The sequence below is a fragment of the Desulfovibrio sp. genome (assembly GCF_034006445.1).
Lineage (GTDB): Bacteria > Desulfobacterota > Desulfovibrionia > Desulfovibrionales > Desulfovibrionaceae > Desulfovibrio.
Window position 1 is genome coordinate 54,950 of record NZ_JAVESS010000013.1, and the last position, 15,908, is coordinate 70,857.

A 15,908-nucleotide genomic window follows, 5' to 3' on the forward strand; every position below is an offset into this window, starting at 1 on the left:
GCCCCCTGGCTTGCACCGCTACGCGCGCTTTGCGCGTTGCTGCTCTTACTGCAGCTTTCCGGCTGCGGCCTGCTTTCGGCAAAGACCGAGGATCCCCACGAGCAAAAAGAGCAGGAATCCCTCGAGGCCGCATGGCGTGGCGACCCTGTGCCCTATACCCTGCGCATCAAGGTCAAGGACGGGCCATCCTCCCTTGAAGGCAAGATGAAGTCCGTGAGCCAGCTGGAGCAGCTTGCCAAGGAGCCGCCCGACAGCACGTTGGCCCTGGAACGCCGCGCCCGCGCCGATGTGGAAACAGCCGTCAAACTTCTGCACTCCCAATGTTATTATGAAGGCACAGCGGCCTTTGCTCTGGACGAAGAGACAAAGCCCGTGCGCGTGACCCTCACCCTTACGGCCGGGCCGCGTTACACGCTGGGCCGCGCCAGCGTGACCTACGATCCGCCGCCCGATGTGCCCGGCTATTTCAAGACCCGCGAGCGTGAAGTGGGCTTTTGGGGTCTGGAAACCAAAACCCTGCCGCCGCCGTCCTTTCCCACAACCCTGCCGGGGGTCGCCGTGGGTAAACCCGTGGTGGCCGACGCCCTGTTGAACGCCGTCGAAGATTTGCCCGAAAAACTGCGTACCCAGGGCTATCCCCTGGCGTCAGTGACCCAGTCGCGCTATACGCTTGACCCCGAAAAACGCCAGGTCAACGCCGACATCACCCTTGATCCCGGCCCGCCAGCCCTCATGGGCCGCATTGACGTGAAGGGCAATGCGGGCGTCAACGCCGCCTACCTGCAAAGGCTGGCCCTCTGGGTTCCCGGCGAGGAGCCGTGGGACGCCGAACTGGTGGATGATTATGCCAACAACCTGCGCGGGTTGGGGCTTTTCCGCTCTGTGGACATACGCCCGCAGGAAGAGCTGCTGACCAAAAATAGCGCCGCTGCCAACGGCGCGCCCACCAGAAACAAGGACGGCGTGCCCGTGCTGCCCCTGGAAGTGACCGTGGCCGAACTGCCCTTCCGTTCCGTGGGCGGCAGCGCCCGGTATGACACGGATACGGGTCTTGGCGTGGAAGGTTTCTGGGAGCACCGCAATCTTTTTGACAATGGGGAAAAGCTCGTGGTCAGCGCCCCCATCGCCACACAGGTTCAAGGCATCAAGGCGGCCTTTGAAAAGCCCGCCTTTCTTGTGCGCGAGCAGCGTCTGCTGGCGTCCGGCTCGGCCCTGCGCGAAAATACCGAGGCGTACAAAAGCACGGCAGCCAGCGCCTCCGCCGCGCTGGAGCGGCGCGTCTCGCGCTTCTGGTGGGCCAGCCTCGGTGCCGGAGGCCAGAGCGGCTCCATCAAGGAAAACGGCAAGTCCGAACAGTTTTACGGATATATAGGCCCCAGGGCCAGCGTGCGGCGCGACAGCCGCAACAATATCCTCAATCCCACGAGCGGTTCGGAAATCACCGTCAAGGCCAACCCCAACACAGGTTTTTACGGCGAAAGCTTCACGGTCATGGCCGGTTCGCTGGAAGCCAGCGGCTACTACGCGCCCTTTCACAAAGACGGACGGCCCGACGACAAGCTGATCCTGGCGGGCAGGGTTGAAGCCGGGGCCATGTCCGGCGCGGCCCTGCGCAACATTCCCGGCAGCCTGCGCTATTACGCTGGCGGCGCGGGGTCGGTGCGCGGCTACCCCTATCAGTCCGTGGGGCCGGAGGACAAAAACGGCGATCCCCTTGGCGGGCGCTCCTTTCAGGAAATCAGCCTTGAGGCGCGCTACAAGGTTACCGATGATGTGGGCATTGTGCCCTTTCTGGACGGCGGCATGGTCTACAGGGACGAAGTGCCACGCATCATAGGCGACATGGATTGGGGCGCGGGCATTGGCCTGCGCTATTTCACGCCCATCGGGCCGCTGCGGCTGGACGTGGCCACACCCCTGCGACCAAGGGACGGCGATCCTCCCATACAAATCTACGTGAGCATAGGGCAGTCCTTCTGATGACGAGCGCACCCACACATTCCGCACAGACCGACGCCACGGCGGACGGCTCCAGAGCCGGAGCCGGTTCGTCTGCTGCAGTTGGTTCTGGCGCAGCTGGTTCTGGCGCAGCTGGTTCTGGCGCGGCGGCATCTGGCGTGACTGGTTCTGGCGTGACTGGTTCTGGCGTGGCCGACACGGGGCCGGGCACGCCGAAAGGGTCTGGCGGAAGCAAGAACAACCGTGGCCCGGCTGCCCGCGTCTGGATTGCCCGCATATGGGCTGTGGTCTGGCGCGGGCTGATCTTTGTGCTGCTTTTGCTGCTGTTCTTTCTGGCTGGCGTACTGCTGGCCTTGCGCAATGAAAACGTCCAGGCCTGGATCAAGGACGAGGTCAATGCCGTTCTGGCCGCTTCAGCGGCAGAAAGCGGCCTGCATATCCGTTTGACGCAGCTTTCGGGCTCTCTGCCCTTCACGGCGCAAGTGGGCGTGGAATTGGCCGACGCCCACGGCCTGTGGCTGGACGCGCCGCACAACACCTTTGTCTGGGACTGGGCCGCCCTGCCGGGCCGTGTGCGCATTGCCGAACTGATCAGCAACGGGCCGCGCCTCTTGCGTTTGCCCGACCTGCCCCCGTCGCCTCCGGAGCCACCCTCGCCGCCGCTGACGGAAGCGTCGCTGCGTGAAACGCTTGGCGAGACGGTACGCACCATCAGCTCATTGCCGGGCTGGCTGCCCGATGTGCTTCTGGACAGGGTGGCCGTTGTGAACGCGCAGCTTCCTGCAAGCCTGCTTGGCGCGCTGCCGCCAGCCGATTCCACGGCTGATGCCAAGGCCGATGCCTCGCCTAGCGCCAGGGCAGACGCCAGGGCAGACGCCAAACCAGAAGCCAAGGCCGATGTTCCGGCCAATACCCCGGCCGCCGACACTCCTGATAGGGCCAAGGGCGAAGCATCACCCACTGCGGCTCTGCCCGCTCCCAGCCTTCCCCCAGACAAACGGTCCGCAGACAAACTGTCCGCTGCCAGCCAGCCCCCAGACAAACGGCTCACAGGCAACTATTTTCTGGCCACAGTTGAAGCCAACCTCAAGGCCGGAAGCACGGGAGGCAGGCTCACAGTCCTGCTGACTGCCCATGGCGCAAACAGTGCCCCTCTGCCCCTGCCCGGCGCGCCCAGCGGCGGCCTTGAGGCCCGCCTTGAAGTGAATTTCGCCCCGCGTCAATCGGGAACAGTCACTCCCTCGGCCATGGCGCTGACCGTGGACAGCACGCTTGAAGCCACTGTGCTGCCTGCCGGAAATGCCGGGGCCGCCCGGGCAGATCAGTCCGCCGGGGCGGACGCACAGGCTGGTCAGGCAATACCCGTCACCACGCCCGCCGCCACAGTTATGGGCACAACCGCGATCGGCACTGCTACTGCATCCGCTGCTGTCGCCACACCCACCTCTGCCGCCACTACGGTGGCAAGCGCGAGCAGCACACCGGGCACCACCACGCCCGCCACCACAGTTACTGCTGCTTCCGGCACAACCGCCGCAGCCGCCGCGCAGGGCACGAACAAAATCTCCACAACAAAAGCCGCCTCCGGCCCTTTGGCGACTCTGCTCGGCGATGGAGCCAGAATTTCGCTGGCCCTGGGCGCGGAAGTGGAAGCCCCCGCAAAACCCGGCGCTCCTGGTTCGCCTGAGGCCATGGCCACTGTCGCCCGCGTAGGGCTGAACAAATTCTCCATTCAGGCTGGCCCTCTTTCCACGACAGGGCATGCCTTCTGGCAAAGCACGCCCGCCGCTCCTGCCAAGGCCGCTGTGCCGCAGCCCGCGTCCCCACTGGACATGCCTGCGCAGGCCGCAACTCCTCAGGCAGAATCTGCACAGGGCGTACCTTCGCAAGCGCCCTCCGCACAGGCCGCGTCCCCGCAGGCCGCGTCACCACAGGCCGCCCCTGCACAATCCGCAGCCCCGCAGGCTGCGCCTGCGAAAGCTACACCGTCGCAAGCCGTTCCTTCACAAGCCACATTGGCGCAAAAAACTTCCCCGCAGGGATCGTCGTGGCTTTTAGGCCCTCTGGATGTGGATTTGCATGTCAGTGTCGCTCCCGCCAAAAACGCTCCCGCAACAGCCACGCAAGCTGCCGCCCAGGCCCCCGCGCAGACTGCCGCCCATACCACCGGCCAGGCCCCCGCACAGGCCCCCGCTCAGGCCACAGGCCATACCACTGGCCAGGCCACAGCCAAGGCCGCCGCGACCGAAGAAAGCGCGGATCCGCTGGACATGCTGGCCGCCCCTGCCACCGTGCGCCTCACCGCGACCGGGCCTTTGGCCGCTCCTGACCTTACCCTGCGCGTGGAATGCGCCGACCTGCGCGTGGGCACGCACAAACTTGAGCAGGCCATTGTGCACCTTGGCGCGGCCCCGCTGAACTGGCAGGAAGCCCTCGCGGAAGTGCAGGATCACAAACAGGATATTGCCGCCCCCAATGCCGCTCCGGCCGCCCCGGCAGTCGCATCCCCCAAAGTTCCCGACGCCGCGCCCAATAAAGACGCCGCGCCCCCAAAAAATGCCGCGCCCCAAAAAAATGCCGTGCCGGATAAAGATGCCGCACAGGATCAAGCCGTCACGCCCGCTAAAAAAACCGCACAGGATGCCAGTGCCGCGCCCCCCAAAGTCGCAGCAAACAGACCGCAACTCACGGTGCAACTGGACGCGAGCGGCCGCTGGGACGGTCAGCCCCTGAGCCTGGAAAGTCAGATTTTTGCGGGCCGGGGCGAAGAAGACATGCTGCAGGCTGGCCTGCGCAATCTGCGCCTCAACGCACTGGGGATTACAGCCGCCGGACAGGTGACGGCCTCTCTGCCCCCTGGTTCCATGCCTGCCTGTGACGGCAAGCTGGATGTGCGGGTGACCGACTGGGCGGCGCTTTCCACCCTTGTGCCGGGCGCGCGCCTTGACGGCGAGGCTGCCCTGAGCCTTGAACTGCGAGCCGACCGCGTGGCTGTGGACGCAACAGCCAGCAACACTGCCGCCACCAATGACCAGAACGGACACGGCACTGCCGCACAGGCTGCGCAGGCCGCCCAGGCCTCGCAGACAGGTCAATCTTCGCAGACAGGCCAATCCCGTCAGGCCGCTCAAAACTTGCAGACCGCCCAGGCCTCACAAACTGCGCAATCTTCGCAGACGCCCCGTGAAAACCCGCCCGCAACGCCCGCTGTGTCCGGCGGCGCTGCCAGGCCCGCGTCCGCCACGGCAGAACCGGCACAGCGCTACAGCCAGAAGGCCGAACTGCGCATCAACGTGCCCCGCCTGAACTACAGCGCCGGGGCCGCCGCCCCCCTTGTTCTGCGCAATCTTGCGGGCGAGCTCACGCTCAAGGATGCTTTCGGGCCGGGCAGCCTCACCGCGCGCATGGACCTTGGCAATGTTCAACAGGGCGATCTCTCCCTCGGTGCCAAGGTACGCGCAAACGGCGCTCTCAGCGGCCCCCTGGATGCCAGCGTGGAAACGAGCGGCACGGTGGCCACCCACGTGAACGCGCGCTGGCAGCCCGGCCTTGTGCAGGTGCAAAGGCTTGAGGCCCATTTGAGCGGACGCGATCTCGGCTTCCGCGCAACGCCGGGAGCCTCCCTGCGCTACGGCGATGACGGACTTGACCTCAAAGGGCTGGACATCCGCCTTGTTCCCGGCGGCAGACTGCGCGCCCAGGCATCTCTTGGGCAGGACAAGATGGACGTGCGCCTTGACCTTGAAGGACTCGCCCTCACCCCGTGGAAAAAATTTGTACCCGCCCTGCCCGAAGGCACGGTGCAAGCGCAGGCCCGTCTTACGGGCAGCCCTTCGCAGCCCGGCGGCAGCTTCCGCCTTGGCGTTCGGCAGTTGCGCATCCCCAGCAGCCCGCTGAAACCCCTCAATGTGGGACTCACTGGCCGCATCGAGGCAAGCGGCGGCTCCAGCGGCAGCCTTGTGGCCCAGCTGGATATGGACAAGGAGAGCATTCAGGCGCTGGGCGGCAGCGAAGCACGGCTTGAAGTGCGCCTGCCCCTGCTTTTCGGCAAGGACGGCCTGCCGCAGCCCAACATGCAGGGCCCCCTGCGCGGGCAGGTTCGCTGGCAAGGGGCCGCCGGGCCGCTCTGGTCCCTGCTGCCCATCGCGGATCAGCGCTTTGCGGGCAACGTGAACGTGGCCGTTGATCTGGGCGGCACCCTGGCTGCCCCCTCCGCCAAGGGCGCTGTTCTGGTGGACAAGGGCAAGTACGAAAACCTGCTCCAGGGCGTGCTGCTGACCAATATCGCCATGCGCCTCAACCTTGAGGAAGGGCGCGGCGGCAGTTCCGGCAAAAAACAGGGCGGCCTGCCCGGCGTGGCCCGGCTGGAACTGGACGCCTCGGGCGGCCTTGGCGGCAAGCTGCGCGTGGCCGGATTCGCCAGCCTTGACGGCAACAAGCTGGACATCAAGACCACCATAGACCATCTGCGACCCCTGAGCCGCCGCGACATACGCATCGAGCTTTCGGGTGAGGCGGGCGTAACCGGCAGCGCCGCTGCCCCGCAGGTGACAGGCAAGATCGTCGTCAACCAGGGGCTTATACTGCTTAACAAGCTGGCCGTGGGCGGCAGCGTCACCACCCTGCCCATAACCGAAGCGCCCAACCCGTTTCAGGTTGCGCAACAGACCTCCGCCTCCGAAAAGCCCGTTGCCCCCGAAAAGCCCGCCGCACAGGGCAACCTGAACCTGAATATTGTGATTCCCGGCCGCTTCTTTGTGGAAGGTCACGGACTTACCAGTGAATGGAAGGCCGACCTGCTGGTATCCGGCACTCCTGAAGACCCGCAGATCACGGGGCAAATCACGGCCATCAAGGGCACGTTCGATTTTCTGACCAAGATTTTCAAGCTCTCACGCGGCAGCATCACCTTTGCCGGGGGTGCCCTGAGTAACCCCCTGCTGGATATCAGGCTTTCCAATGAAACGCCCAACCTGACGTCCTTTGTGAACATATCTGGCACAGTGCGCAAGATGAAACTGACCCTGAGCAGTGAACCGGAAATGCCCAGAGACGAAATCCTGGCCCAGATTCTTTTTGGCAAAAGCACCAATGAACTGGGACGGCTGGAAAATCTGCGGCTCGCCGGAGCAGTGGCCCAGCTCGCGGGCTTTGGCTCCGGTGGCGGCGGCATCTTTGACCTGACCCGCAAGGCGCTGGGCGTTGATGTGCTGCGGCTGAACTCCACGCCAAATTCCACCTCTGGCGGCAAGTCCGAAGACGAAGGCATGGGTGCCGGCACCTCGGTGGAAATGGGCAAGTACATCACAGACATCATCTATCTGGGCATACAGCAGGGCATGAAGCAGGGCAGCACGGCCTTTGTCATACAGCTTGAAATCACGCCCCGCACCAACCTGGAACTGCGCTCAGAACAGCAGAGCACCTGGGGCGGCATACGCTGGAAGTACAATTATTAGAGCCAGTTCAGGAGACGTGTTTTGTGGGGGAGGCATTACGACAGCATTGCACATTTGATCTTTAAAGCGCATACCAAAAAAAATCTATTAATGCATTCTTGGGAGGCTTTATGTCAACAAATTTTGATGGCAATGCTGATTTTGCCGGATCATTTAAGCAAGACTTTGAAAAGCTGAAAAAAGAAACACAAAAGGTTTCCATATTGGTTGTGGGGGGTACCGGCACAGGTAAAAGCACCCTTGTAAATATAGTTTTTAAAAGAAAAATAGCCGAAGCTGGGGCGGGAAGACCCATTACAAAGGGCATCAATGGCTATGAAAATGATTATCTCCATATTTATGACAGTGAAGGCTATGAAAGTGGTTCTGCCAATCAGGAAAGATATGCAAAAATTGTAGAAGACTTTTTGAAAAAACAGAATAATAATGTGCGCACGGCTATTCATCTCTGCTGGTATTGTGTCAGTGCCCCTTCGGCTCGTTTTACGGATTGTGATAGTAAATTCATCATTGGCATGCCCAAAGAAATTCCCTTGGCAATTGTTCTGACAAAAATAGACGTTGCCACAGAAGAACAGGTTGAGGCTCTGAAGGCGTCCATCGGTGAATCTTGTCCCAATACCCCTGTTTTTCTATCAACAGACAAAGAAATTCCACATGATTTGGACGCGCTTGACAGATGGTCGCGAAAACAGCTCCCTGAAGCGCTGCGCAGAGCTTTCATTTCTGTTTCCAACCGCGATATAGATGCCAAAGAAAATGAAGGCAACACGATTGTTCTGTCGCATGCTGGTGGGGCATTTGCCACAGGCTTTACACCCATTCCATTCTCTGACGCTCCAATCCTGCTTACCAATCAAACTGTTATGTTGTGTCGCATTTGCTTGTTGTGGGACATGGAGTCCCTAACGAAAACTCTTGAGGCATCAAGTAGCTTGAGTACAGTTATGGGCATGATTGGAAAAACCATCGCCGGTAATATCCTCAAATGGATCCCCGGGATTGGGACTATTGCTGGCGGCATGATTAACGGCACGGTAGCCGCAGGCTTGACTTATGCGTTGGGGATTGCCGTGAACCGGCTTTGCTGCAAGATTACCAAAGACAGACTTAAGGGAGTCGAATACCCCCTTGAGCAGTATCTTACTCCAGAATTTTTTAATACACTGGAGCCTCTCTTTAAAATGTATGGGCAGAATAACAAAGATGAGGCTTAGCCATGTCCTCATTGAATACGAATACAAATATTCTTATTCTCGGAAAATCAGGAGTTGGTAAATCCGCGTTACTGAATTATATGCTGGATGAAGATGCGGCAAAAATTGGGCACGGCAAGCCTACGACAGGAGAGGGAATTCATAAATGTAAGCCATTTCATTATCGTGGGATCAGTTTCACAGTATATGATAGCTGGGGACTCGAGGCCGACAAGGAGAAAAAATGGAGGGAAATAATCGAGTCTGAGACGCATAAAAATGATGCAAAAGAGATGAAGGATTGGTTCCACTCTGTAGTATACTGCGTGGACGCCGAAAGAGCGCGAGTAGAGGATTTTGAAATATGTCAAATTTTGCGCCCTCTTATTGATGCCGGCAATCGTATACTTTTTGTGCTGACAAAAAGCGCGCTGAGTCCTGATAATACAAAAAAAACAGCATCAGTGCTGCACAGTGCATTTCCTGATTCTGCGTGCATCGCTGTGGAATCCGTCGCTGCTAAACTGTATGGGCGCACAACTGTTCAGCAGGGCCGTGAAGCCTTATTACAGCATTTTTTTCGCAATTTTTGGGACAACATCATACATAAGACCATTTATAAATATGAAAAAAATGCCATTAAGAATTTTCGCATTCAATTTACTTCGTCGGTGCTGCGTTATTTTGACGAAAAGGCAGGCTCATTAGGTATTTTTACCCACTATGGAGAAGAATTCAGAGATGACATTGTGGCGTTCGCAAAAGGAATGCTTATGACCATTCTTAGTGAAGAATCTCTAAAACTGAAAAAAAATATTTCCGAAGCGCAGAATCTGGTGGCTGAAGTAGTACATGCATTGGACGCTAAAACTGGCATTGACTTTGTACCCGATGCTTTTAATGATAGCGTTCACAAACACTTTAGCACAAATTGGGATAATAGCTTTGCAGAATATTTAGCAACTATAGTAGTATCTTTGCTACCTTTCGGCATATTTTTCAAAAAAGATATATATGAAAGTGTGATACTAAAAGCTTGTGCAAAGGTAAATGATCTGACAGAAGCGGCAATTAAATGCCAGTGTCGTAGTCTCCGTCAACATTACGGCGTTAAGGCAGAAAAAAACTAGTCGCGGCGAAATAGCTATGGATCGTGCTTGTAATGCCCCTCCCTTTTAGACGTTTGCTGTATTTTGTATACAATATTGAGTTTTGTATCTGAAGCGAGGGACTTGGAAACGGCGTCTTCCACGCATCACATCATAGCAATGGGAATCTGCCAATGCCCGAATACACTGGCAGGCAGCGATACACCATCGCACTCTCGCCACGCACGGCTTGACGCATCCTGCGGCAGTGCCGCAGGATGCTTATTTTCACAAGATTTCAGGACAACGAACATGCAACAGCACCCCCCTACCCCTGCTGCTGGGGCAGCGCCGCGTCTGCGCCGTGCCGTGACAGCCGATCATGCCGCCCTGGCCGACCTCTGGAAGCGCAGCGTTGTCGCAACACACCACTTTCTCACGCCACAGGCCGTGGACGAGTTGTATACTGCCATCCTGCGGGAATATCTGCCGGGCGTGGAGGAGTTGTGGGTGGCGGAATACGAGCCTTACAGCCCAAATGATCTCGGCCCAAATGCGCCAGCGGCTGAAGAGTCTGACAACACGGGCGCAAAACCTGAAGGCGCGGCGAACCCGCCCCTGCACAATATCTTCCACCCGAATACACCCGGCCCAGATGTGCGTGCCCCATATGTGCTTGCCCCGGATGTGCCCCGCCCAAATGCGCTCCGCCCTGTGGCTTTTATGGGCTGCAACTGGCCGCAGATAGAAATGCTGTTTGTGGAGCCGGAATGTTTCGGCCTTGGCATCGGCAAGATGCTTCTTGATCATGCGCGGCAGCGGGCCATGGCGGAAGGTGCGACACTGACCCTTGACGTCAATGAGCAGAATCCCGCTGCACTGGCTTTTTATGAACACATGGGCTTTGTGGTGACGGGGCGCTCATCAGTGGACGGGCAGGGCCGCCCGTACCCGCTGCTGCATATGCAATGGCCACGACCCTAGAGCGTGTCCCCTTTTTCAGAGGTACATTACCCAGACCAGAGTAACTTTGAAATGATGCTCATTTCAAAGTGTCATTCTACCGCAAATGCGATTTGCGGTAGAATCCACGCCACGTTGTGGCGCGTTGCACTCGCGCGCAACGATAAAGCCCGGTAACTTTTTCAAAGTTACCGGGCTTTATAAAAGTTTTAGGGGGTGGGGGCGTGGGGGAGGAGACCCTTTTTCAAAAGGGTCCCTCCCCCACAAGAAACTTCAAAAAAAATAAAAACCGTTAGCTGCTCTTGCGCTTGCCTGCGGTCTGGTACCGCTTTTGCGCCGAAAGTTCCGACTTGCGCAGGCGGATGGACAGGGGCGTCACTTCCACCAGTTCGTCTTCGCGCACAAAGTGCAGGGCATGCTCCAGCGTCATCTTTTTCACGGGCGTAAGGGTGACGTTTTCGTCCTTGCCTGAAGCGCGCAGGTTGGTGAGCTTCTTTTCCTTGGTGGCATTGACGTCGATGTCATTATCGCGATTGTGCTCGCCGATGATCATGCCTTCGTACACAGGGTCGCCCGGCTCCACAAAAAGAATGCCGCGCGGCTCAAGGTTATAGAGGGCATAGGCAACGCCATTGCCGGCCCTGTCGGCGACGATGGAGCCGGAATAGCGCGTAAGAAAATCGCCACGCCATTCTTCATAGCCGTCAAGGTAGGAGTTCATGATGCCCGTGCCCTTGGTGTCCGTGAGGAACTCGTCGCGGTAGCCGATAAGGCCACGCGCGGGCACGCTGAATTCAAGGCGCACACGGCCCGTGCCGTTGTTGATGCAGTTGACCATGCGGCCCTTGCGCTGGGCCAGCTTTTCAGTGACCACGCCCATGAAGGTCTCGTCGCAGTCCACATAGAGGCGTTCAATGGGCTCAAGGGTTTTGCCGTTTGCGTCCTTTTGCAGGATGACCTCGGGGCGGCCCACGGAAAGTTCAAATCCCTCGCGGCGCATGGTTTCGATAAGAATGGCCATCTGGAATTCGCCACGGCCCTTGACGAGAAAAGCGTCGCGGTCTGCCGTGTCTTCAACGCGAACGGCCACGTTGCGCAGCGTTTCCTTGACCAGGCGGTCATGGATGGCGCGGCTCTGCACCAGTTTGCCCTCGCGTCCGGACAGGGGGGAGGTGTTGATGCCAAAACGCATGGCCACGGTGGGTTCATCCACGCGGATGCGCGGCAGGGCGCGGGGATTTTCGCGGGTGCAGATGGTGTCACCGATGGTGACGTCTTCAATGCCCGCCAGCACGACGATGTCGCCGGGCTGGGCGGTTTCGACCTCGGCCAGTTGCAGACCGTCATACACCTGAAGCTTGGTGGCGCGCAGGGGGCGGGGCTGCCCGTCTTCGCCTATGCAGGCAAGAGATTCCTTGCTCTGCACATGGCCGTGCATGATGCGGCCTACGGCCAGGCGGCCCAGGTAGTCGGAATAGTCAAGGTCGGCCACAAGCATCTGGAAGGGCTGATCGGCATCATGCGCCGGGCCGGGGATATGCTTGAGGATGGCTTCAAAAAGCGGCGACAGGTCTTTTTGTTCGTCATCAATCTTGTTCATGGCCACGCCCGCGCGGCCGATGGCGTACAAAACCGGAAATTCGAGCTGCGCCTCGTTGGCGTCAAGGTCGATGAAAAGGTCGTAAATTTCGTTGAGCACTTCCTGGGGGCGGGCGTCCTTGCGGTCGATCTTGTTGATGACGACCACAACAGGCAGGCCAGCCTCAAGGGTTTTACGCAGCACAAAGCGGGTCTGGGGCAGCGGCCCTTCAGAGGCGTCCACCAGCAGGATGGCGCCCGTGGTCATCGAAAGCGAGCGTTCAACTTCGCCGCCAAAGTCGGCGTGGCCAGGCGTATCGATGATGTTGATCTTGACGCCTTTCCACGACACTGCGCAGTTTTTGGCGGCAATGGTGATGCCGCGCTCGCGTTCCAGATCCATATTATCCATGACGCGATCGTCAAGCTGCTGGCCAGCGCGAAGAACGCCGCCCTGCTTGAAGAGTGCGTCCACAAGGGTGGTCTTGCCGTGGTCAACGTGTGCTATAATGGCGACATTGCGAAGAGATTCATTGTGCTGCATAGAGCGCTTGCCTTTTGGTATAAAAAAAAGTGTCCGGGCAGCGCTTGTACGCATTTTTCAAAGTTTTGTCACCATTGCCCGTATGAGGCGACCCAGATTTTTGCCTGCCTGAGCAGCCACAAGAATGATTTCTTCCAAAGGAGCCGGGGTCATACAGTCCGGCAAATTTTTATTGGAAAGACAGGACAGGCCAAGCACGCGCATGCCCAGATGCCGCGCGGCGATGACCTCAAGCACGGTGCTCATGCCAACGGCGTCAGCCCCCCACTGCCGGTACATGCGCGTCTCGGCCGGGGTTTCCATTTCCGGGCCGTGCACGCCGATATACACGCCGCGCTCAAGCCGCAGGCCCATCTTGGCCGAAGTTTCCATGGCCAGGGCGCGCAAATCCGCGTCAAAGGGCACGCTCATGTCAGGGAAGCGCTGCCCCCACTGATCGCAGTTACAGCCCACCAGGGGCGAATGCCCGGTATGGTTGATAAAATCCGTCATGCACATGATGGAACCAGCGTCAAAGGTGGGGTTGAGCGCCCCGGCCGCATTGGTGATGATGAGGGTCCTGACGCCCATACCCGCCATCACGCGCACGCCCATGCACACTTCCGCCGGGGTGCGCCCTTCATATAAATGGCACCGCCCCTGCTGGATGAGCACGGGCCGACCCGGCGAATCGTCATCTTCGCCACAGGCCGTGGGGAACCGCCCCCACACAAAAGCGCCCACGTGGGAGTCCACACTTGATGCGGGAAAGCCCGGCAGGTCGGCGTAGGGCACGGCCACCCTTTCGGCCAGCCTGTCCGCCAGCCCGGAAAGGCCGGTGCCCAGTATGAGCCCTATGGGCGAGGCATTTTTTTCTGCGGAGCCGCACGATATGCAGCGCGCGCCAAAGGGTTGCGAAAAGGCGCCGCTGGCTGCCTCCAAAGCCGCACGCAGAGCCGCCGTCGCCGACTGGACTTCCTGCGAATTTTGCATATTATCCCCCCTGATTCCGATCTGGCGAAAAAACCGCAACCCAGCATCCGCAACGGGTACGCGATTTTTCCACCTGTACAGCGCCCGAGCGTGTGGATTTTCACACGGAAAGTGCGTATGCTCGTTCGATACAAACTCTGTATATCCCGCCCGGCCCTGTCCCACAAGGGCTAACGGGCAGATTCGACTCAATTTCCGGCTCGCCGTGCTTGCGGCTGCCCGAAATAAACAGACAACAACTATTTGCGCCGCTACGGCGCTGCATACGGAGACAGGCTTGGACAAAGCTCAGGAAACCATCCCCCTGCAAAAGCATAAAATTCTGGTAGCCAACAGGGGCGAAATCGCCATTCGCATCATGAAAGCCTGCCGCAAGCTGGGCGTGGCCTTTACTGCCATTTTTACCGCTGAAGACGCGGCTTCCGGGCACGTGCGCCTGGCGCGGGAAGAAGGGGGCGAAAAAAGCCTTTTCCGCGTCTCTTCCTACCACGACGCCAACGAACTCATGGCCGTGGCTGATGAGGCCGGCTGCACCGCCGTACACCCCGGCTACGGCTTTTTTGCCGAAGACTACCGCTTTGCCCGCCGCGTTGCCAAGCGCGACCGCAAGCTCATCTTTATCGGCCCCTCGTGGAAAATCATCCGCGAACTGGGCGACAAGATCAACACCAAGCGCCTGGCCCGCAGCCTGGGCGTGCCCACGGTGCCCGGTTCCGACCGCCCCATCTATGACGAGATGGAAGCCGAACGCATTGCCAAGAGCATTTTTGAATTTCAGGCCCAGCAGGGCATCAGCAGGCCCCTTGTACTTGTGAAGGCTTCGGCTGGCGGCGGCGGCATGGGCATTGAGGAAGTGTACGACCCGGATCAGTTCCGCTCCGTCTACCGCCGCATACGCAGTTACGCGCTGCGCCAGTTCAAGGATGAGGGCGTGCTGATCGAACAGCGCATCACCGACTTCAACCACCTGGAAGTGCAGGTAGTTTCTGACCGCTCGGGCATGAACCCCGTGCATTTCGGCACCCGCAACTGCTCCATCCAGTCCACCGGCCTGCAAAAGCGCATCGAGGTCGCCCCCGGCTTTGTGCCCGACGAACTCAAATATACCTTTGACGCGGGCAAGGTGCTGACCGACATCGTTCACTATTCCCTCACCATGGCCCGCAAGGTGGGCTACGACAATGTGGGCACCTGGGAATGGATAGTCACCCGCAAGGGCGAACCCTTCCTTATGGAGGTCAACACCCGCATCCAGGTGGAAAACGGCGTGTCTGCCCGCATTTCAAAGGTCAAGGGACAGGGCAACGTGGACATCATTGCCGAGCAGATCCGCATTGGCCTCGGCGAACCCCTGGGCTACGGCCAGTCCGACATCACCTTTGACGGCGTGGGCATTGAATACCGCCTTATTGCCGAAGATCCCGACAACAACTTTACCCCCTGGGTGGGCCGTATAGAGCGCTTCCAGTGGAGCGACCAGCCCTGGCTGACCATGCTCACCCATGTGCCGACCAAAGAACCCTACGAAATCCCGACTGAATTCGATCCCAACCTGGCTCTTGCCATCATCTGGGGCAAGGACCTGGAAGAAGCCAAGGCCCGTGGCCTTGAGTTTCTGAGTGACCTGCACCTTGAGGGACACAACGGCGCGGGCCAGGAACTGAAGTCCAATGTCAATTTTTTAGCGGCCAACACCGAACGGATCCTCCGCTTTTGAACAAGGAAAATGCATGATGGACAACGTGTCCAAGGCCACTCTGGGGCTTGAGGCCAGGCGCCTGCGCAAACCCGCAATGACGGGAACCCTGTGCAATGCGGCGCTGCAGGCCAAGATCATGAACGGGGGCGGTGTGGGACTGAATGTTCTGCCCGGTCTGCCCGGACTGCCCGGTCTATCTGGTCTGGGCGCAGCCCGCCCTGCCCTTGCCATGCGCAGCCCTGACGCGCCCGCCACAGTGCTGGCCGTCAAAAACTGCATGCCCGGCAACAGCCCGCTGGCCGCTCTGCACTCGTCCTACTCCCACTACCTTAAAACACCCGTTTAGCGGCACACGCGAGTCATGGATAACAACATAGAAAAACGCATCCAGAGCCTGCGCGACAGGCTCAGCTACCTGGTGGACATTTTCGCCGGCAAGCACAAAGACAA

9 protein-coding genes are annotated in these 15,908 nt (G+C 59.3%); 7 read left to right on the forward strand and 2 right to left on the reverse strand.

Annotated elements, in window-relative coordinates; all coding sequences use genetic code 11:
* Positions 1-36 precede the first annotated feature (36 nt).
* The 5 genes from RBR41_RS10755 to RBR41_RS10775 all read left to right on the forward strand — a co-directional run bounded on the left by RBR41_RS10755 (position 37) and on the right by RBR41_RS10775 (position 10,686).
* Positions 37-1,980: an autotransporter assembly complex family protein gene (locus tag RBR41_RS10755; RefSeq protein WP_320352580.1), complete on the forward strand. Its 1,944-nt coding sequence runs from the start codon at positions 37-39 to the stop codon at positions 1,978-1,980.
* The gene (locus tag RBR41_RS10760) at positions 1,980-7,418 is read left to right on the forward strand and encodes a translocation/assembly module TamB domain-containing protein (RefSeq protein WP_320352581.1); all 5,439 of its coding nucleotides are present in this window, start codon (positions 1,980-1,982) and stop codon (positions 7,416-7,418) included. Before RBR41_RS10755 ends, RBR41_RS10760 begins: the two co-directional genes overlap by 1 nt.
* Before the next feature lie 110 nt (positions 7,419-7,528).
* Entirely contained in the window at positions 7,529-8,635 is a 1,107-nt protein-coding gene (locus RBR41_RS10765) for a YcjF family protein (RefSeq protein WP_320352582.1), read from the forward strand.
* A gap of 2 nt (positions 8,636-8,637) precedes the next feature.
* Positions 8,638-9,744 (forward strand): GTPase domain-containing protein, encoded by a 1,107-nt coding sequence (locus RBR41_RS10770; protein WP_320352583.1) that lies wholly within the window; start codon positions 8,638-8,640, stop codon positions 9,742-9,744.
* A 270-nt stretch (positions 9,745-10,014) separates the two neighbouring features.
* Entirely contained in the window at positions 10,015-10,686 is a 672-nt protein-coding gene (locus tag RBR41_RS10775; RefSeq protein ID WP_320352584.1) for a GNAT family N-acetyltransferase, read from the forward strand.
* A gap of 271 nt (positions 10,687-10,957) precedes the next feature.
* Here RBR41_RS10775 and typA read toward each other — a convergent pair whose 3' ends face one another.
* Together typA and RBR41_RS10785 are read right to left on the reverse strand one after the other, a co-directional pair.
* On the reverse strand, positions 10,958-12,787 hold the full coding sequence (gene typA, locus RBR41_RS10780; RefSeq protein ID WP_320352585.1) for a translational GTPase TypA: 1,830 nt from the start codon (positions 12,785-12,787) through the stop codon (positions 10,958-10,960).
* A 57-nt stretch (positions 12,788-12,844) separates the two neighbouring features.
* Positions 12,845-13,759 (reverse strand): purine-nucleoside phosphorylase, encoded by a 915-nt coding sequence (locus RBR41_RS10785; protein ID WP_320352586.1) that lies wholly within the window; start codon positions 13,757-13,759, stop codon positions 12,845-12,847.
* A 277-nt stretch (positions 13,760-14,036) separates the two neighbouring features.
* Between RBR41_RS10785 and RBR41_RS10790 the strand changes: the two genes are divergently transcribed.
* Both RBR41_RS10790 and RBR41_RS10795 read left to right on the forward strand, forming a co-directional pair.
* The gene (locus tag RBR41_RS10790) at positions 14,037-15,476 is read left to right on the forward strand and encodes a biotin carboxylase N-terminal domain-containing protein (protein WP_413785151.1); all 1,440 of its coding nucleotides are present in this window, start codon (positions 14,037-14,039) and stop codon (positions 15,474-15,476) included.
* A gap of 13 nt (positions 15,477-15,489) precedes the next feature.
* Positions 15,490-15,804, forward strand: coding sequence for a DUF1847 domain-containing protein (locus tag RBR41_RS10795; RefSeq protein WP_320352587.1), 315 nt, complete (start codon positions 15,490-15,492; stop codon positions 15,802-15,804).
* The last annotated feature ends 104 nt before the right edge of the window (positions 15,805-15,908 follow it).

Bases quoted from the DNA above. Each gene is read 5' to 3' on its own strand.
- RBR41_RS10765 (WP_320352582.1), top strand. From the start codon at position 7,529: ATGTCAACAAATTTTGATGGCAATGCTGATTTTGCCGGATCATTTAAG.
- RBR41_RS10760 (WP_320352581.1), top strand. From the start codon at position 1,980: ATGACGAGCGCACCCACACATTCCGCACAGACCGACGCCACGGCGGAC.
- typA (WP_320352585.1), bottom strand. From the start codon at position 12,787: ATGCAGCACAATGAATCTCTTCGCAATGTCGCCATTATAGCACACGTT.
- RBR41_RS10785 (WP_320352586.1), bottom strand. From the start codon at position 13,759: ATGCAAAATTCGCAGGAAGTCCAGTCGGCGACGGCGGCTCTGCGTGCG.
- RBR41_RS10770 (WP_320352583.1), top strand. From the start codon at position 8,638: ATGTCCTCATTGAATACGAATACAAATATTCTTATTCTCGGAAAATCA.
- RBR41_RS10775 (WP_320352584.1), top strand. From the start codon at position 10,015: ATGCAACAGCACCCCCCTACCCCTGCTGCTGGGGCAGCGCCGCGTCTG.
- RBR41_RS10795 (WP_320352587.1), top strand. From the start codon at position 15,490: ATGATGGACAACGTGTCCAAGGCCACTCTGGGGCTTGAGGCCAGGCGC.